Origin of the sequence: Neisseria basseii, from assembly GCF_962707005.1 — a bacterium.
Taxonomy (GTDB): domain Bacteria; phylum Pseudomonadota; class Gammaproteobacteria; order Burkholderiales; family Neisseriaceae; genus Neisseria; species Neisseria bergeri.
The window spans coordinates 94,026-112,434 of record NZ_CAUIXH010000003.1 but is presented as its reverse complement, the minus strand read 5'-3'; the positions used below and the strand labels follow the sequence as shown (position 1 = coordinate 112,434).

Sequence of the window (18,409 nt, the reverse complement as noted above, 5' to 3'; positions counted from 1 at the left end):
TCTTTCAGACGGCATTTCAACCATTTGACTGCGCGGTTTGCCCGTCCGGTCCCTTGCCCTGAAACTGTTTGACTTATGAAAAAATTTGCTTTGCTTCTCTTGTCCATGCCGACGGCGGCCGTTGCTGAAACGCCCGTTTTGCCCATACCCGTGTCGAAACAGGTGTTCGTGGACGGCAAGTTCGACGATAGGATAGTGCCTGCCGAAAGGCTTGAAAGGGCTGACGAAACGGAAATTCCGGTTCTGCCGCTTGCTTCCTATGCCCCATCTTTTGACGAACAGATCGACAATGCCTTCCGCCTGTTGCAGCGTGCCGCGCCGAAGCGGGCTGCCGCGCCTGTTGTTGCGTCTGTCGGCAAGGCAGAAGAGACCGAAATCAAGCCTGTGGCGACGCATAAGAAGTTTTCCAACGAGGCGGCTTTCGGTACGGGTGCGTCCATGCCGTCTGAAACCCTTGCAGCCGGAGAAGCCGCCGAAGCCGTTTCAGACGGCAATGCCTCTCTTGCAGGTTTGGAAGAGCAGATCAACCGCGCCGTCGTCGCCCGCGATTGGGACACGCTGCAAACGCTGCTGGAAAGCTATCGCGCCCTGCCGGATTTCAATCCGGTTCTGCACGATTACGCGCTGGGCGGTTTGCGCCGCAGCCAGTTGCGCCATAACGAGGCGGTGGCTTTGTATCGCGGCATTTTGGCGCAACAGCCCGATTTGGCGTATCCGCGTTTCGATTTGGGCGTGATGCTGTTTGAAAACAAACAGTACCGCGAGGCGAAGGCGGAATTGGAGCGTGCGAAACCTGATTTGCAGCCGCCGATGCAGCAGCTTGCCGACCGCTATCTTGCCGCCATAGACAAGGCTCAAGGCTGGAAGCCCGATGTGTCGCTGCAATACGAGCAAACGGACAATGTAAACAACGCTTCGTCCGAAAAAACGATTGAATTTGCAGGAAAAAGCTGGACAAAAACCGTCGACAGCCTGCCGCAAAAGGCACACGGTTTGCGCTACGGCTTGGGCGTGTCGCGCGAAATCAATGCGGGCGGGCATCATTTCCTCTACGGCGACATCAGCGGCGGCGGCGTGCACTATTGGGATAACAAAGATTTCAGCGAACAGAGCCTGCGCCTGTCGTTCGGCTATAAAAACCGTTCAGTAACGCGTTCGTTCGGCATCGTGCCGTTTGTCGAGCAAAACCTCTTAGGCGGCAGCCGATACAATTTCGTCGGCGGCTTCAATGCCGATTTCTCCCGACGCTTGAGCGAACGCTGGCGGCTGACGCTGAACGCGGGCAATATGTGGAAGCGTTATCAGGAAGACCGCACCGCCGCCCGATACGACAGCCATATGCCGCTGGCTGGCGCGACGCTGATGTATTCCGCGCCGAAAGACTGGCTGCTTTACGGCGGTGCGGACTGGTCGCACGACATAACGAAGGAGGCGGAACAGGCTTCCGTCCGCAAGGGTTTGCGTATCGGCGCAGTCAAAACGTTCGATGGCGGCTTGGGTCTGCGGGCAAACCTGCGCTATACCCGCAGGACTTTTGATGCGCCCGGGACCATTGTGTACCGCTTCCCGCGCAAAGACCACGAATATCAGGCAAACCTGTCGTTGTGGCACGACAAAATCTCTTGGAAGGGATTTACGCCGCAACTCAATTTCCGCTATCTGAAAATCGACAGCAATATGAAAAGTTTTTACACACGCAAAAACATGCAGATTTTCATGAGCGTGGAAAAGGATTTCAAATAAGCGCAAAAAATGCCGTCTGAACGTTTTTCAGACGGCATTTTTTGCTGTCGGAAACATACCGTCGGCAACATCTGTGAGCAGAATCAAAAACAGCCGCATCATTTATTGTCAACGCCTGCGCCGTCAGAGTAACATTGCGTTTTTCCCCCACCGGTATCCGCCATGACCACCAATCCCGCAAACGTCCTTGCCTCCGTCGATTTGGGTTCCAACAGTTTCCGCCTCCAGGTTTGCGAAAACAACAACGGACAATTAAAAGTCATCGATTCCTTCAAACAGATGGTGCGCTTCGCCGCTGGACTGGACGAACAGAAAAACCTGAGTGCCGCCTCCCAAGAACAGGCTTTAGACTGTCTGGCAAAATTCGGCGAACGCCTGCGTGGCTTCCGCCCCGAGCAGGTGCGCGCCGTGGCAACCAATACATTCCGCGTCGCCAAAAACATCGCAGATTTCCTTCCCAAGGCCGAAGCGGCACTGGGTTTCCCCATCGAAATCATCGCCGGGCGCGAAGAGGCGCGGCTGATTTATACCGGCGTGATCCACACCCTCCCCCCCGGCGGCGGCAAAATGCTGGTTATCGACATCGGCGGCGGTTCGACAGAATTTGTCATCGGTTCGACGCTGAATCCCGACATTACCGAAAGCCTGCCCTTGGGCTGCGTAACCTACAGCCTGCGCTTCTTCCAAAACAAAATTACCGCCAAAGACTTCCAAGCCGCCATTTCCGCCGCCCGCAACGAAATCCAGCGCATCAGCAAAAATATGAGGCGCGAAGGCTGGGATTTCGCCGTCGGCACATCGGGTTCGGCAAAATCCATCCGCGACGTGCTTGCCGCCGAAATGCCTCAAGAGGCGGACATTACCTACAAAGGTATGCGCGCCCTCGCCGAACGCATCATCGAAGCCGGTTCGGTCAAAAAAGCCAAATTTGAAAACCTGAAACCGGAACGCATCGAAGTTTTTGCCGGCGGACTTGCCGTGATGATGGCGGCGTTTGAGGAAATGAAACTCGACAGGATGACCGTAACCGAAGCCGCCCTGCGCGACGGCGTGTTTTACGATTTGATCGGGCGCGGTTTAAACGAAGATATGCGCGGGCAGACGGTTGCCGAGTTCCAACACCGCTACCACGTCAGCCTCAATCAGGCGAAACGCACCGCCGAGACCGCGCAAACCTTTATGGACAGCCTCTGCCACGCTAAAAATGTTACGGTTCAAGAGCTTGCCTTGTGGCAACAGTATCTCGGACGCGCCGCCGCGCTGCACGAAATCGGTTTGGACATCGCCCACACCGGCTATCACAAGCATTCCGCCTACATCCTCGAAAACGCCGATATGCCGGGTTTCTCACGTAAAGAACAGACCATACTTGCCCAACTGGTCATCGGTCATCGCGGCGATATGAAAAAAATGGGCGGCATTATCGGCACCAACGAAATGTTGTGGTATGCCGTTTTGTCGCTGCGCCTTGCCGCCTTGTTCTGCCGTTCGCGCCAAGACCTGTCTTTCCCGAAAAATATGCAGTTGCGCACGGACACGGAAAGTTGCGGCTTCATCCTGCGTATTGACAGGGAATGGCTGGAACGCCACCCCCTGATTGCCGACGCATTGGAATATGAAAGCGTCCAATGGCAAAAAGTCAATATGCCGTTTAAAGTTGAAGCCGTCTGACCTTTACAAACCAAATGCAGTCTGAATGATGTTCAGACGGCATTTGCCTGTCCGCAACATCCCGATATGCGCGGCACATCCTCCCTGCACGGTCATGCAGGCGTAAAAAACAAGGGGCATATAACTCAAAAACCGCCTGAAAATCTTCAGGCGGTTTCATTTGGATTGCCGGCAGGCGGCATCTCGTCATTTTTGCCAAAGCAACAAATTATTTGGCGGCGTCTTTCATTTTGTCTGCCGCTTCCTGAGTCGCATCGGCAGCTTTGTTCAAAGTGTCTTTAGCCGCTTCGCTTACCGCTTCTTTGGTTTCGGCTGCCGCGTCTTTGGCTTCAGTTACAGCTTCCCCGGCACTTGCCTTTGCATCAGCCGCAGCATCTTTGACTTGGTCTTTCGCTTCTTCGACGGCAGAAGCGGCAGATTCAGAGGCAGAAGCCGCAGCATCTTTAACATCTGATTCAACGGCTTGGGCCGCTTCTTTAGTCTCCTGTTTGGCTTCTTGCGAACAAGCTGCCAAGGCAGCCGCCATCATTGCGGCAATCAATAATTTTTTCATGTCTTATCCTTCTTGAGTTGTTGATTAAGGTTTTGCTTAAAAACCGGATCGTGCCTCATCAATCGGCTGATTTTGCCCATCGGCCGGAGAGAAAACGGTTTCCCGTTTAGTTAAAACCCATTATATTTAAATATAAAGGGTTTTTTCTCGAACAATAAGGCGGCATCAATGCCATATTGAAACACGTCCGAAAACTATTTTATGAAAACAGTTCGAAAAATTGTAACACATGTACCCCTCCTTTTGAGTTTCCCGGCGGTGCGGACTTTTTTTCGCAAGGTTTGAAAAACCCAAATATATTCCGGGATGTCCGAATACCTCAATAATGGCGGCGGCGGAAATAAAACGCCCCCTCGCTGTCGATTTCCAGCACATAGCGTCCGTTCTGCACGGCGGCATAGCCGCTTTTGCCTGCCTGATAGGGTTGCAGGGCGGCATGCGAGACCAGGTAATCCGTCAGTTTGCCGCCGTCTTCGGCGATATTGCCCACCAGTTTGGCAAACAAGGTATGACACACGCCGTTTGCCGCCCAACCTGCCGGACCACCCTTATCGTCGGTTTCCATACATTTGCCGCCGACGGCTTCCAAGTCGTTGGGATGCTTTCCGGTCAGCCGGACGACGTTTTGTTCCGGCAAGCCTTTAATCGGATAACTGATTTGTTTTTTGCCGTCGTTGGTTTTGCCTTCGCTGCTTTGTCCCAAAGCCAAACCGGCAATCGCCGTATTGTCGATATATTTGACTTTGAAAACCGGTTTCGGCGCGCTTTGTACCGCATTTTGCGGCTGTTCCGCCGTATTTTCGGATTTGCCGCAGGCGGCAAGCAGCAGGCAGCCGCCCAACACGGCAAAAGATGTTTTCAACATTCCACACTCCTGATGGTTTCAAAATGCCGTCTGAAACGCGGCAGGCGGAAGTTCAGACGGCATTGGGTTTATTTCAACGGGCGGATACCGACCGCATCACGTACCTTATTCAAAAGTTCGCGCGCTTCTTTACGCGCTTTGGCCGCGCCTGCCTGCAGGATGTCTTCGATTTGCGAAGGATTGGCGGTCAGCTCGTTGTAGCGTTCGCGCGGTTCTGCCAGCTCGGCATTGATTTTCGCCGCCAAAAGTTTTTTTGCCTCGCCCCAAGCCAGGCCTTCGGCAAGCATTTGCGTAAATTCCGCCGTTTCAGACGGCGTGGAGAAGGCCTTGTAGATTTCAAACAAAGGGCTTTCGTCCGGCTGTTTCGGCTCGCCCGGCTCTTTCATATTGGTGATGATTTTGTTGACCGATTTTTGGGTTTTTTTGTCGTTTTCCCAAAGCGGAATGGTGTTGCCGTAAGATTTGGACATTTTGCGTCCGTCCAAACCGACCAAGAGTTCGACGTTTTCGTCGATTTTCACTTCGGGCAGGGTGAAGAGTTCTTGGAAACGGTGGTTGAAGCGGCCGGCAATGTCGCGCGCCATTTCGACGTGTTGGATTTGGTCGCGTCCGACGGGAACTTCGTTGGCGTTGAACATGAGGATGTCGGCAGTCATCAGAATCGGATAACTGAACAAACCCATTTCCACGCCGAAATCGGGGTCTTCCTGCCCGTTTTCCGCATTTGCCTGCACGGCGGCTTTGTAGGCGTGGGCGCGGTTCATCAAACCCTTGGCGGTAATGCAGGTCAGAATCCAGTTCAATTCCATGACTTCGGGAATGTCGCTTTGGCGGTAGAAGGTGGTGCGTTCGGGGTCGAGTCCGCAGGCAAGCCAAGTGGCGGCAACGGCTTGGGTGGATTGGTGAATCATCTCCGGCTCGTGGCATTTGATGATGCCGTGGTAATCGGCGAGGAAGAGGAAGGATTCGGTATCTGGGTTTTGCGCCGCGCGGACGGCGGGGCGGATGGCGCCGACGTAGTTGCCCAGATGCGGGATGCCGGTGGTGGTTACGCCGGTCAGAACTCTTTTTTTGCTCATAAAATGTCCTTACGGCATCAATGCCGTCTGAAAGGGAAAAGAATGTGCCGATTATACCCGATTCAAAATATTTGTTCAGACGGCATCGGACGCTTCCCTATTGGACAGATTAAGTTATACACATAAATCAAAAAATTTATTTCAATCATATTCAACAAGATAAGCAATTAAATCTGAAAAGTTAAAATCTGACGCTTGAGTTATCCACAATTATGCACATATAGGCTTCGACAGCGGACATTTTGAAAAGGAAACGAAAATGCGATACGACAAATTAACCGCCAAATTCCAACAAGCCCTTGCAGAAGCTCAGAGTTTGGCGTTGGCTGCGGACAGCAGCTATCTGGAAGCGGGCTTTGTACTGAAAGCCCTGCTTGACGACCAAAACAGTGGAGCCGCCGCGCTCTTGGCTCATGCGGGCGTGAACGTGCCGCAGGTGAAACAGCGTTTGCAACAACATTTAAGCAGCTTGCCGAAGGTGTCCGGCCAGGGCGGCGACATTCTGCCCAGCCGCGAATTGCAGGCGGTATTGAACCTGATGGACAAAGCCGCAACCAAACGCGGCGATGCCTATATCGCCAGCGAACTTTTCCTGCTGGCTTTGGTTCAGCAGAATGATGCAACCGGAAAAATTTTGAAAGAAGCCGGTGCGAACGAACAAAATATCAATGCCGCGATTGACGCGGTACGAGGAGGACAAAACGTGAACGATGCCAATGCCGAAGACCAACGCGATGCGCTGAAAAAATACACGCTTGACTTAACCCAGCGCGCCCGCGACGGCAAGCTTGACCCCGTTATCGGTCGTGATGATGAAATCCGCCGCGCGATTCAGGTATTGCAACGCCGCACTAAAAACAACCCTGTGCTGATTGGCGAACCAGGCGTGGGTAAAACCGCCATTGTCGAAGGTTTGGCGCAACGCATCGTCAACGGCGAAGTACCCGAATCCCTGCGTAACAAACGCCTGCTGGTTTTGGATTTGGCGGCTTTGATTGCCGGCGCGAAATACCGCGGCGAATTTGAAGAACGCTTGAAAGGCGTGTTGAACGACTTGGCTAAAGACGATGGCAATACACTGATTTTCATCGACGAAATCCATACTTTGGTCGGCGCAGGTAAAACCGACGGCGCAATGGATGCGGGCAATATGCTGAAACCGGCCTTGGCACGCGGCGAACTGCACTGTATCGGTGCGACCACTTTGGACGAATACCGCCAATACATCGAAAAAGACGCGGCACTCGAACGCCGTTTCCAAAAAGTATTGGTCGGCGAGCCCAGCGTGGAAGACACCATCGCCATCCTGCGCGGTTTGCAGGAGCGTTATGAAATCCACCACGGCATCGACATCACCGACCCTGCTATCGTTGCCGCAGCAGAGTTGAGCGACCGCTACATTACCGACCGCTTCCTACCCGATAAAGCGATTGATTTGATTGATGAAGCCGCCAGCCGCATCAAAATGGAGCTGGACAGCAAACCTGAGCAGATGGACAAACTCGACCGCCGCATTATCCAGCTCAAAATGGAAAAAATGCATGTTGCCAAAGAAACCGATGATGCCAGCAAGAAACGTTTGGAATTGATAGACGAAGAAATCGATGGCCTGCAAAAAGAATACGCCGATTTGGACGAAATCTGGAAAGCCGAAAAAGCCGCCTCTTCCAGCACTGCCGACATCAAGAAACAGATGGACGACATCAAAGTCAAAATCGAACAAGCCAAACGTCAAGGCGACTTTGCCCGCGCGTCCGAACTCGAATACGGTGAGTTGCCGAAATTGGGTGCGCAGTTGCAGGCAGCGGAAAGTAACCCCGACGGCAAAAAACAAAACAAACTCTTCCGTACCGAAGTCGGCGCGGACGAAGTGGCTGAAATCGTATCGCGCATGACCGGCATCCCCGTTGCCAAAATGATGGAAGGCGAACGCGACAAACTGCTGAAAATGGAAGAAGTATTGCACCGCCGAGTGGTCGGTCAGGACGAAGCAGTGCGTGCCGTGTCCGATGCTATCCGCCGCAGCCGCTCCGGTCTTGCCGATCCAAACAAGCCTTACGGCAGCTTCCTGTTCTTGGGCCCGACCGGCGTGGGTAAAACCGAGTTGTGCAAAGCCTTGGCAGGCTTCCTGTTTGACAGCGAGGATCATCTGATTCGTATCGATATGTCCGAATATATGGAAAAACACGCCGTTGCCCGCTTAATCGGCGCGCCTCCGGGCTATGTCGGCTACGAAGAAGGCGGCTACCTGACCGAACAAGTCCGCCGCAAACCGTACAGCGTGATTCTTTTGGACGAAGTGGAAAAAGCCCATCCCGACGTGTTCAATATCCTGCTGCAAGTTTTGGATGACGGTCGTTTGACCGACGGACAAGGCCGTACCGTAGATTTTAAAAATACCGTGATTGTGATGACTTCCAATATTGGCAGCCAGCACATCCAACAAATGGGCATTCAGGACTACGAAGCGGTGAAAGAAGTTGTGATGGAGGATGTGAAAGAACATTTCCGTCCTGAAATGATCAACCGCATCGACGAAGTGGTCGTGTTCCACGGACTGGATCAGGCAAACATCCGCAGCATTGCCAAAATCCAGCTTAAAGGTTTGGAAAAACGTTTGGAAAAACAAAACCTGCGCCTGACTGTTTCCGATGCCGCTCTGGACATCATCGCCAAAGCCGGTTTTGACCCGATTTACGGCGCACGTCCGCTCAAACGCGCCATCCAGTCGGAAATCGAAAACCCGCTGGCAAAAGCCCTGCTTGCCGGAAACTATGCGCCCGAAAGCGAAATCAGGGTGGAAGCCGACGGCGACAGACTGAAATTTGCCTGATTCGTTCCTGCTGTTGAAAATGCCGTCTGAAACGGGAATCTCCGTTTCAGACGGCATTTTTTATCAGAATCCTACTGATGGTAGGTTTGCAGGAATCTTGCCAGCCTGCCCATCGCCTCTTCAATCTGATGGACGTAAGGCAGCGTGACAATGCGGAAATGGTCGGGTTTAATCCAATTAAACCCCGTTCCCTGTACCAGTAAGACTTTTTCGCGCACCAGCAAATCGTAAACGAATTTCATATCATCGTGGATACGGTACATTTCGGTATCGATTTTCGGGAACATATACATTGCGCCCATCGGTTTGACGCAGGATACGCCGGGTATCTGATTGACCAATTCCCACGCCCTGTTACGCTGTTCCAAAAGCCGTCCGCCCGGCAAAATGAATTCGTTGATGCTCTGATAACCGCCCAATGCCGTCTGAATCGCGTGCTGCATCGGCGTATTGGCACACAGGCGCATGGACGAGAGCATATCCAAACCCTCGATATAACCTTTTGCATGATGTTTCGGCCCGTTGAGCACCATCCAGCCTTGTCGGAATCCGGCGACGCGGTAGGCTTTGGACAAACCGTTGAACGTTACCGTCAAAAGGTCGGGGGCAAGCGCGGCGATGTGGTGGTGAACCGCACCGTCGTAGAGGATTTTGTCGTAAATCTCGTCGGCAAAGATAATCAGACCATGCTTGCGCGCCAGTTCGGCGATTTCGAGCAGAATTTCCTTGCTGTACACCGCTCCTGTCGGATTATTGGGATTGATGACGACGATGGCTTTGGTTTTGGGCGTGATTTTGGCTTCCATATCGGCAAGGTTGGGAAACCAGCCGTTTTCTTCGTCGCACAGATAATGGCGTACCATACCGCCCGCAAGCGTTGCCGCCGCCGTCCACAAAGGGTAGTCGGGCGCGGGAATCAGGATTTCGTCGCCGTCGTTGAGCAATGCCTGCATAGACATCGTAATCAGCTCGGACACGCCGTTGCCGATATAGACATCGTTTACCGTAATGTCGCGCAAACTTTTGGTCTGATAGTAGTGAACAATGGCTTTGCGGGCGGAATACAATCCCTTCGAATCGCAATAGCCTTGAGAAGTCGGCAGGTTGCGGATGACATCGACTAAGATTTCGTCAGGTGCTTCGAAGCCGAACGGCGCAGGGTTGCCGATATTGAGCTTGAGGATTTTGTTGCCCTCCTCTTCCAACTGAAGGGCTTTTTTGTGAACCGGCCCGCGTATGTCGTAGCAGACGTGGTCGAGTTTTGCAGACTTGGGAAATTTATCCATAATGTGTTCCGTAAATTTTGGGCAATGGATGGAAATGTACTCTTTTTAACTTCGAATTTAAAGCATCAAACCGAGATTTTCAGGTTTTTCACCTGCCCTCTTTGCGCCGTTCGCTGACGCTTTTGCCGCCTATGCCCCAGTTATCGGTATCCACTTCATCGATAACGACCACTGTCGTCTCAGGATTTTTACCCAGCACGCGTGCCAGCAATTCGGTTACGCCGCCGATCAGTTCCGCTTTTTGCGCGGCAGTCGGTGCTTCGCTGCCGCCGGTTACTTTAATATTGACATAGGGCATGATATTTCTCCGTTTTGAAATATTGCCATCTTATCAAACAAGTTGCCTCCGCCCAAACGTCCGCTTCATTTTCTGAAAAATTCAAATCGATGCAAAAAGACAGTTTTCAGACAGCAAATCCGTCTTCACACGATATTTATTTTGTTATAGCATAACAAAATCTTTAACCCACACGAGACAAAGGCTGCACCATGAAGAAAACATTGACACTGCTCGCCGTTTCCGCCCTGTTTGCCGCATCCGCACACGCCCACCGCGTCTGGGTCGAAACCGCCCACACGCACGGCGGCGAATACCTTAAAGCCGACTTGGGCTACGGCGAATTTCCCGAACTCGAACCCATCGCCAAAGACCGCCTGCACATCTTCAGCAAACCGATGCAGCTTGTTACCGAAAAAGGCAAGGAAAACATGATTCAACGCGGTACATACAACTACCAATACCGAAGCAGCCGCCCCGTCAAAGACGGCAGCTATCTCGTTACCGCCGAATATCAGCCTACTTTCTGGTCAAAAAACAAAGCAGGCTGGAAACAGGCGAGCATCAAAGAAATGCCTGACGCAAGCTATTGCGAACAAACCCGTATGTTCGGCAAAAACATCGTCAACGTCGGACACGAAAGCGCGGACACCGCCATCATTACCAAACCGGTCGGACAAAACTTGGAAATCGTCCCGCTGGACAATCCCGCCAATATCCACGTAGGCGAACGCTTCAAAGTCCGCGTTCTGTTCCGTGGCGAACCGCTGCCCAATGCCACCGTTACCGCCACATTTGACGGCTTCGACACCAGCGACCGCAGTAAAACGCACAAAACCGAAGCCCAAGCCTTCTCCGACACCACCGACGACAAAGGCGAAGTAGACATCATCCCGTTGCGCCAAGGCTTTTGGAAAGCCAGTGTCGAACACAAAGCCGATTTCCCCGATCAAAGCGTGTGCCAAAAACAGGCGAACTACTCGACTTTAACCTTCCAAATCGGCCATTCTCACCATTAATCCCACCCGCACAAAAAATGCCGTCTGAAGGCTTCAGACGGCATTTTTTGTTCAAACATCAATACCAACCGCGCAGCTTCATCGCTTTTTCAACACGGCGGATACTCATCATATAAGACGCGGTTCGCAAATCAACATCATACTCTTGCGCCAGATTCCAAATATCGCGGAACGCGCGGCGCAGGACGACGGTTTCTTTTTCCTGAACTTCGTCAAATTCCCAATAATAGCCTTGCAGGTTTTGCACCCACTCGAAATAGGAAACGACCACGCCGCCGCAGTTCGCCAGAATATCGGGCACGACCAATACGCCGTTTTGACGCAAAATAACGTCGGCTTCGGGCGTAGTCGGACCGTTTGCACCTTCGACCACGATTTTCGCGCGGACTTTGCCGGCGTTTTCAGAAGTCAGTTGATTTTCCAGCGCGCAAGGGGCAAGTACGTCCACATCCAAAGCCAAAAGTTCGGCGTTGGTAATTTCTTTGCCGTAACCGGCTTCGTTGGTGATGAAGCCTTTTTCTTGGAACTCTTTAAACAAAGCTTCCATATCTAAGCCGTTTTCATTGTAGATAGCAACGTCAACAGTAGATACGGCAACGATTTTCGCACCGGCTTTGTGTGCATAGTAACCGGTGTGATAGCCCACATTACCGAAGCCTTGAATGGCGTAGGTTGCGCCTTTCACGTCTTTGCCCAGTTTTTCCAAAGCTTGGACGGCGGCGAAGTTTACGCCGTAACCCGTGGCTTCGGTACGCGCCAAAGAGCCGCCGAACTCGACCGGTTTTCCGGTAAACACGCCCGGCGCGGAATGTTTCACCACGTTTTCATAGGCATCCACCATCCACGACATAATTTTGCCGTTGGTGTTCACATCGGGGGCGGGAATATCGATTTTCTCGCCGATCAGCGGGGCAATCGCTTCGGCATAAGCGCGGGCGATGCGTTCCAGTTCCGCCTCGGAATAATCGCGAGGATCCAAGGTAACGCCTCCTTTGCCGCCGCCGTAAGGAATACCCGCAACGCAGCATTTGATGGTCATCCAAATCGACAGGGCTTTGACTTCGTCCAGATTCACACCGGGATGGAAGCGCACGCCGCCTTTATAGGGGCCGACGGCGTTGTTGTGTTGCGAACGGTAGCCCGTGAAGGTTTTGACCGTGCCGTCGTCGAGTTTGACGGGAAAATTGACTTCCAACACGCGGGTCGGACTCTTCAGGATTTCATAAACGGCCGGATCGGTTTTCAGCCGGTCGCAGGCGGTTTTGACCTGTTTGCGCGCGATTTCAAACGGATTGAGGGTTTCTTTTACAACGGCATCAGACATTTTGCTTCCTTTTCACAAAAAGATTTTCAGTGGCGTGCATTTCGCTCATTACTATAACCAATTTCCCGACAAAATGTAATAGCGTGTAGTCGGAATCAGCCCGATTTGATTAATCTATATATGATTTTATTTTTCAAGCCGCACGGAATCAGCCCGGACTCCGCCTGAAAAGGCAGCCTCCGCGTCCGAAAAATAAATGTCCAATTAAATAAAGATATAGTCATCCTCTTATTTTTTAAAAATTTAATTGGAACATCGCCGGGATTTCAAACCCTTGTCCGACTCCGCCCCGAAATCCGAAAACACCGCCTGCAAAACCTGTTGCGATTGTTAACAATCCATACATTAGAAGCCCTGTGCAAACGATGTTAAAATAAACCCTTTCAACCCGACAGGAAACCGGATTATGAATGCAGCCATCGAACACGTCCAAGCCGTCGCCTTCGATTTGGACGGCACACTGTGCGATTCCGTCCCCGACCTTGCCGCCGCCGCAGAAGCGATGTTGGAACAACTCGGTATGAAACCGCTGCCCGCCAAAGTGGTCGAAAGCTATGTGGGCGACGGCATCGGCAAACTGGTTCACCGCGTCCTCACCAACGACCGCGACCGCGAAGCCGATTCCGAACTGTGGGAAAAAGGTTTCGTGTCCTATATGAAATACTACCGCGACCATTTGAGCGTCTTCACCCGCCCCTATCCCGAAACCGAAGCCGGGCTGGCATTGCTCAAATCTTTGGGCATCCCGCTCGCCGTCGTTACCAACAAAAATGAAATCCTTGCCGTCGAACTGTTGAAACAGCTCGGGCTTGCCGACTACTTCAGCCTCATCCTCGGCGGCGACAGCCTGCCCGAGAAAAAACCCAGCCCGCTGCCGCTGCGGCACGCCGCCGAAGTTTTGGGTATCGATGCCGCCAATATGCTTATGGTCGGCGACTCGCGCAACGACATCATCGCCGCCAAAGCTGCCGGCTGCCTGAGTGTCGGCGTTACCTTCGGTTACGGAGACATGACGCTGCTCTCGCAAGATGATGCGACCCGTCCCGACTGGATTATCAGCTCGCTGCCCGAAATTTACGAAAACCTGCAACCGCAGAAAAACAAAGAAGAGTAGGCATCCGGACGGCTCCGGCTTGCGCCGCTGTGCCGTCTGAAACCTGCCCCACGCCGAAACCGCCGCCATGAAACCGCAAAAATCCCTACGCGCCCGCGCGATGGACATCCTCTCGCGCCAAGAAGTCAGCCGCATCGGTCTGAAACACAAACTTGCACCGCACGCCGAAAGCGAAGAGGAGTTAGAAAACGTGTTAAACGAATTTGCCGAACGCAACTGGCAGTCGGATTTGCGCTACGCCGAAGCCTATATCCGCAGCAAAAGCCGCAAACACGGTTCATTGAGGCTGAAACAGGCTTTGGCGCAACAGGGCATAGATGAAGAAACCAGCCGCAACCTGCTTCCCGACCGCTCAAGCGAAAAACAGTCCGCCATAGCCGTGTTGCGTAAAAAATTCAAACACCCCGCCGCCGACCTCAAAGAAAAACAAAAACAGGCGCGTTTCCTCGCCTACCGCGGATTCGATGCCGATACCGTTCAGACGGCATTGAAACACGCTTGGGATGAAAATTGGGAAGACGGCTGCTGACCTTCCTTCTTGAATCTTTTTGCACGGCAGCGTAACCTTACGCCCGTTTCCAACTTTTCCGATTGAGAACAAAATGTCCGGACAACCCGAAAAACACCACACCTCCCCCATCGAAGACGAACGCAAAAACCCGGTTTACCGTATGGGACGGGCGGTTGCCGGATTCATGCTCGCCGTTTGGGCGGGCGTGCTGGCACTCGTATTTTTCTTGGTTTTCCGTTTTTGGCTTTCCTGAACAAAATACCGTCTGAAGCCTTCAGACGGCATCGGCGGCCCATTTCGGCAGGCTATCCCGCCATAGCTTTTTTTAGCTTGAATTCTACTTCCCCATTCCCTAAAATTTTCCCGCACCCATTTCAAAACACCCTTTCTTAAAACAGGTACACTATGACACAACAACGCCAACTGCCTTCCCACGAACTCATTATGTCCGAACTGATGATGCCGGACACCGCCAATTTCAGCGGCAACGTACACGGCGGCGAACTCCTGCTCCTGCTCGACCAAGTCGCCTATTCCTGCGCCAGCCGTTACAGTGGCAATTATTGCGTTACCCTGTCGGTTGACAAAGTCCTGTTTAAAGAACCCATCCACATCGGCGATTTGGTTACCTTTTACGCCGCTGTCAACTACACGGGACGCACCTCGATGGAAATCGGCATCCGTGTCGAAGCACAAAACATCCGCACCGGCGAAATCCGCCATACCAACAGCTGCTACTTCACGATGGTTGCGGTCAAAGACGGCAAACCCGTCCCCGTCCCCCCACTGGAAGTCCTGACCGACCGCCAACGCTGCCGCTACGAAAAAGCCAAAAAACGCAGAGAAATCAGCCTCCAAGCCTCCGGAGACGTGTCCTGCGGCTGCTGACGGCGGGCTATGCCGTCTGAAAGACCGGACAAGCATTGTTCCGACATTCGGCGTAATGGTTTGATTGATTGAAGCAAAACCGCCCGATTCCGACCCATCCGTTTTTCAACGACATTTTGAAACACAGCCGTGAGACTAAGCGGCTGTGTTTTCATATTCCCTTGATGCAGCCCTAATCAGTCGGACAAAATGCCTTTTATCGGATAAAACCGCCCCCCCGAACGGAATGAAACCCAGTGAGATAAATATAAGGGGTCTGTGAGATAAATGGGATTAAGTTGGATGAGGATGGATGAAGGGGGATGGGAAATTTGTAACAACGTTGCACTGGGTGCAACAAAACGGAGCGGGCGAGGTTGCCCGCTTTTTTATTTTCGGACACCCCGTGCCAAAGCATCGAGGGCGACATCCAACAGGCAGGATTCGGCGCCAGCCTGAAGTGTACCACCTTTGCTTATCGGCAGGTAGGGGCGTGCCGGGATTTTGACTTGTTTGACCCTACGGAAGCCGTCGCCGACTTTGAATACCAAATAGGGTTTATTTTTGGCTTTGATGGTACCGCCGAACTGGTGGATGGCGGCGTAGGGTTTGTTGGTGCCGATGCGGGCGAAGTTGCTGCCGGAGGCGGTGTGGATGCTGGCGGCCAGCTGTCCGCTTTTTTGCAGGATTTTGCCGCCGCGCGCATTGGCCGGCCATTTTTGGCCGCCCCAGCTTTCGGATTCGAAGTTGTCTTCGGTAATGCTGAGCAGTTCGGCGGCAATGGCCCGCATCATAGGGCGCGGGTGGCGGGCATTGCGCAACAGTTGGCCGAGGCCGCGTTGCAGGTCGCCGTCGTCCAGGCTGATTTCCAGCATCGTCATCCTTTCAATAAATCGATTACCCAAGCCAGCTGGGCGGCATTGAGCGAGGATTTGAAACGCTCGTTGCCCATCATCTGTCGCAGCGCCACACGGGCAATATCGGGATGGGCGGCCTGCGCCTTATCCACCGCCACCGAAGCCATGCGCGAGAGCATGGCTTTTCCTTGGTTGGCATTGAAGCCGGCATTGGGGGCGACGAATTTGCCGTTGATGCGGATGCCGGTGCGCTGGGCATGGCGTTCTTCGCCGGTATATTGGTTGACACCGATGTCCACGGTTTGGGTTTCCAGCGGCGGGCTGGGCTGCACTCTTCCCTCCCCCCGGCTGCGCGATAAGGGTCGAACCCGGCAGCGGTAGTCCAAGGGCGGATACAGGCTGTCCCACACCGGGTCGTCGGCGGCATAAACGCTGCCGTGCAGCAGGCGGTGGGTCTCGCGGGTGCGCTCGTCGTTGACTGCCACGTATTCCCAGTAAGGGTGAGTATCCACTGCATCCATCATCTCGGCATAACGCCCGGCCATATAGGCCGACTGCATATTGGTCAGGTAGATGGTTTTCAGGCGGTGCGGGCTGCCCAGGCGCACGGTTTGGATTTCGCCCGTGTCCGGGTGCGGCACGTCCTGCCTGCCCCACCAGCCTTTGGCCTGCAGCACGGGTGTCAGCCGCTCGCTGAACTGCTCCAAGGTCTGCCCGCTTTCGGCGGCTTTGGCCACGGCGGCATAGATGTCGCCGACCACATCCATGCCGGCGGTTTTGGCCACGGTGAAGGCGGTAGCGTGCGCATCGTCCAGCATGTCCTGCCAGTCCCATGATACGTTGATGCCTTTCTGCTGCAGATAGGCCACGGCGGCTTCGGGTTGCATGCCGAAGATGACTTTGATGTCTTCTGGATTCATCTGTTCAGTTCCTCAGCGGCTTCCACCCTGCCGACCAGTTCGGCCAGGAAGATTAAGCGTGCCAACTCCTCTTGAAGCGCGGCATCATCCATATTCGCATAAGCGGCGGTCAGCCTGTCCAGTACCGCTTCGGGCGTAGCCGCCCCCTGTTTCAGGCTGCCAAGCAAGATATCGGTTAATGCCTGCCCTTGTACGTTGAGGCTACCTGAAAGAGGGGCGAGGGTGTCGATGACCAAGCCGGCATCGGCAGCCGGCCGGTGTTCGGCGAAGTCGGCCAAATGTGACGCCGGCGTCGCATTTGGCGGAGAGGCTACCTGAACGATATCGTCGTCGCTCAGGTTGTAGGCGCGTTTCCAGTAGCTTTCGGATAATCGGACACCGCAGCCGGTCAGGATTTGGTCGCGTTCGGCCAAGGTCTTGTCGCCTGCCTCTTCTGTATACAAGACAAATTGCGGGCGCGGGGCGTCGGCAGCGAAGTTGAAACCGCAGATCCAGTCAATGAGCCGGTTCAGGCAGCCTTCGACGATGCGGCAATCGTTGTCGCGGATGTCTTTGGTTACTTCCAAGCCGGCGGTGGCACTGGCGTGGGTGCTGTCTTTTTCGGTGGTCTGGTCTTGGCCGAGCAGCGCAATGGCGATTTCGGAGCGACAGTAGCGGATAAATCGGTCGTACACATCGGCACTGCCCTGTTTGCCCGCCGCCTCTTTAATTTCGACGCTGGAGTCATCGGGAATGGTGGCCACCGAGTTGCCGATTAGCTGTTCCAGAGCATCCAGTAGGCGGTCGGTGTCTTGGTCGGTATTGCTGCGCGGCTCGCGGCCGATGATCCACGGTGCGCCGAACTTCTCCGAGAACTCCGCCCAGAATTTCAGGCCGCCGCGTTTGAAGATGGTCGGCCAGTAGATGCAGGACAAATCGCCGATACCGTAGGGATTGATGTAGCTGGCATTGTGGGTCGGGCATAGGAATTTAAAGGCTGGTACCGGTTCGTCATTCAGGCTGCCTGAAAGGCGGAAGCGCAGCTGCCCGTCTTGGTCGAACTGAAACCACTCCTGCGGCTTGGCCACGATTTCGGACGGCAGCCACAGGCTGCCCTGCTGCCAGATGATTTCCAAGGGCTGATAGCCGTACAGGGTGGCATCTAGGATTTGGTTGATCAGGCGGTACAGGTCAAAACCGGAGAACAGCTTGGCAATGGTGTCGCAAACCGTGTCAGGCGCACCGTTGGCTTCGATGCGCCATTCCATGCCGGCCACTGCCGACTTCCGGCGGCGCACATGACCAGCGACAATCGGGTCGGACAGCAGCTCGCGGTAAACCGAGATCTCGCGCCCGAGCTTTTTCAACACGGGGTCGGGATTGGGCAGATAGCCGCCGAAGCCGCCGATGCCCCAAAAGCGTTGGGCAACGGCGAGGTGGGCGGTCAGGTCGGCGGCGGTCAGTTTGACCGCACCGTTGGCGGTTTTGAGTTTGAAGTGGGGTTTGGCCAT

General features: G+C 53.8%; 17 protein-coding genes. 8 read left to right on the top strand and 9 right to left on the bottom strand.

Translation table 11 applies throughout. From position 1 onward, the window contains the following. Positions 1 to 75: 75 nt before the first annotated feature. Together Q9I99_RS02685 and ppx are read left to right on the top strand one after the other, a co-directional pair. Positions 76 to 1,743 carry a surface lipoprotein assembly modifier gene (locus tag Q9I99_RS02685; protein WP_301668170.1) on the top strand — a complete coding sequence of 556 codons (1,668 nt, stop codon included), beginning with the start codon at positions 76 to 78 and terminating at the stop codon, positions 1,741 to 1,743. 162 nt (positions 1,744 to 1,905) lie between these two features. Further along, a complete protein-coding gene (ppx, locus tag Q9I99_RS02680) occupies positions 1,906 to 3,414 on the top strand; it encodes an exopolyphosphatase (protein WP_301668169.1) in 1,509 nt (502 codons plus the stop codon). Between the two features lie 208 nt (positions 3,415 to 3,622). Here the strand turns inward: ppx and Q9I99_RS02675 are convergent, their stop codons facing one another. From Q9I99_RS02675 to trpS, 3 genes are all read right to left on the bottom strand, one after another. Next, a complete protein-coding gene (locus Q9I99_RS02675; RefSeq protein ID WP_003714486.1) occupies positions 3,623 to 3,967 on the bottom strand; it encodes an Ag473 family lipoprotein in 345 nt (114 codons plus the stop codon). Positions 3,968 to 4,286: 319 nt separating this feature from the next. Beyond that, complete coding sequence (locus Q9I99_RS02670; protein WP_127263577.1) at positions 4,287 to 4,832, bottom strand: hypothetical protein; 546 nt, start codon at positions 4,830 to 4,832, stop codon at positions 4,287 to 4,289. A 68-nt stretch (positions 4,833 to 4,900) separates the two neighbouring features. Beyond that, complete coding sequence (trpS, locus tag Q9I99_RS02665; RefSeq protein WP_301668168.1) at positions 4,901 to 5,911, bottom strand: tryptophan--tRNA ligase; 1,011 nt, start codon at positions 5,909 to 5,911, stop codon at positions 4,901 to 4,903. A 259-nt stretch (positions 5,912 to 6,170) separates the two neighbouring features. On the opposite strand from trpS, the gene clpB reads away from it, so the two are divergent. Then, positions 6,171 to 8,744, top strand: a complete 2,574-nt coding sequence (clpB, locus tag Q9I99_RS02660; protein ID WP_301668167.1) for an ATP-dependent chaperone ClpB — start codon at positions 6,171 to 6,173, stop codon at positions 8,742 to 8,744. A gap of 71 nt (positions 8,745 to 8,815) precedes the next feature. Here the strand turns inward: clpB and Q9I99_RS02655 are convergent, their stop codons facing one another. Beyond that, positions 8,816 to 10,030: a pyridoxal phosphate-dependent aminotransferase gene (locus Q9I99_RS02655; protein ID WP_301668166.1), complete on the bottom strand. Its 1,215-nt coding sequence runs from the start codon at positions 10,028 to 10,030 to the stop codon at positions 8,816 to 8,818. A gap of 88 nt (positions 10,031 to 10,118) precedes the next feature. After that, positions 10,119 to 10,328 carry a tautomerase family protein gene (locus Q9I99_RS02650; RefSeq protein WP_002223595.1) on the bottom strand — a complete coding sequence of 70 codons (210 nt, stop codon included), beginning with the start codon at positions 10,326 to 10,328 and terminating at the stop codon, positions 10,119 to 10,121. Between the two features lie 191 nt (positions 10,329 to 10,519). Between Q9I99_RS02650 and Q9I99_RS02645 the strand changes: the two genes are divergently transcribed. Continuing rightward, positions 10,520 to 11,326 carry a DUF4198 domain-containing protein gene (locus Q9I99_RS02645; protein ID WP_301668165.1) on the top strand — a complete coding sequence of 269 codons (807 nt, stop codon included), beginning with the start codon at positions 10,520 to 10,522 and terminating at the stop codon, positions 11,324 to 11,326. Between the two features lie 58 nt (positions 11,327 to 11,384). Here the strand turns inward: Q9I99_RS02645 and Q9I99_RS02640 are convergent, their stop codons facing one another. Next, positions 11,385 to 12,650, bottom strand: coding sequence for a Glu/Leu/Phe/Val family dehydrogenase (locus tag Q9I99_RS02640; protein WP_301668164.1), 1,266 nt, complete (start codon positions 12,648 to 12,650; stop codon positions 11,385 to 11,387). A gap of 406 nt (positions 12,651 to 13,056) precedes the next feature. Between Q9I99_RS02640 and Q9I99_RS02635 the strand changes: the two genes are divergently transcribed. From Q9I99_RS02635 to Q9I99_RS02620, 4 genes are all read left to right on the top strand, one after another. After that, complete coding sequence (locus tag Q9I99_RS02635) at positions 13,057 to 13,764, top strand: phosphoglycolate phosphatase (protein ID WP_301668163.1); 708 nt, start codon at positions 13,057 to 13,059, stop codon at positions 13,762 to 13,764. 67 nt (positions 13,765 to 13,831) lie between these two features. Further along, entirely contained in the window at positions 13,832 to 14,293 is a 462-nt protein-coding gene (gene recX, locus Q9I99_RS02630; protein WP_301668162.1) for a recombination regulator RecX, read from the top strand. A gap of 73 nt (positions 14,294 to 14,366) precedes the next feature. Continuing rightward, a complete protein-coding gene (locus tag Q9I99_RS02625; protein ID WP_025456733.1) occupies positions 14,367 to 14,528 on the top strand; it encodes a hypothetical protein in 162 nt (53 codons plus the stop codon). Positions 14,529 to 14,680: 152 nt separating this feature from the next. Then, a complete protein-coding gene (locus tag Q9I99_RS02620) occupies positions 14,681 to 15,163 on the top strand; it encodes an acyl-CoA thioesterase (RefSeq protein WP_301668161.1) in 483 nt (160 codons plus the stop codon). Positions 15,164 to 15,531: 368 nt separating this feature from the next. On the opposite strand, the gene Q9I99_RS02615 is transcribed toward Q9I99_RS02620, so the two are convergent. The 3 genes from Q9I99_RS02615 to Q9I99_RS02605 are packed head-to-tail and all read right to left on the bottom strand — an operon-like array spanning position 15,532 to position 18,409. Next, on the bottom strand, positions 15,532 to 16,017 hold the full coding sequence (locus Q9I99_RS02615; protein WP_301668160.1) for a phage virion morphogenesis protein: 486 nt from the start codon (positions 16,015 to 16,017) through the stop codon (positions 15,532 to 15,534). Between the two features lie 2 nt (positions 16,018 to 16,019). Further along, a complete protein-coding gene (locus tag Q9I99_RS02610; protein WP_301668159.1) occupies positions 16,020 to 16,919 on the bottom strand; it encodes a phage head morphogenesis protein in 900 nt (299 codons plus the stop codon). After that, on the bottom strand, positions 16,916 to 18,409 hold the full coding sequence (locus Q9I99_RS02605; RefSeq protein ID WP_301668158.1) for a DUF935 domain-containing protein: 1,494 nt from the start codon (positions 18,407 to 18,409) through the stop codon (positions 16,916 to 16,918). The genes Q9I99_RS02610 and Q9I99_RS02605 overlap by 4 nt, the downstream gene beginning before the upstream one ends.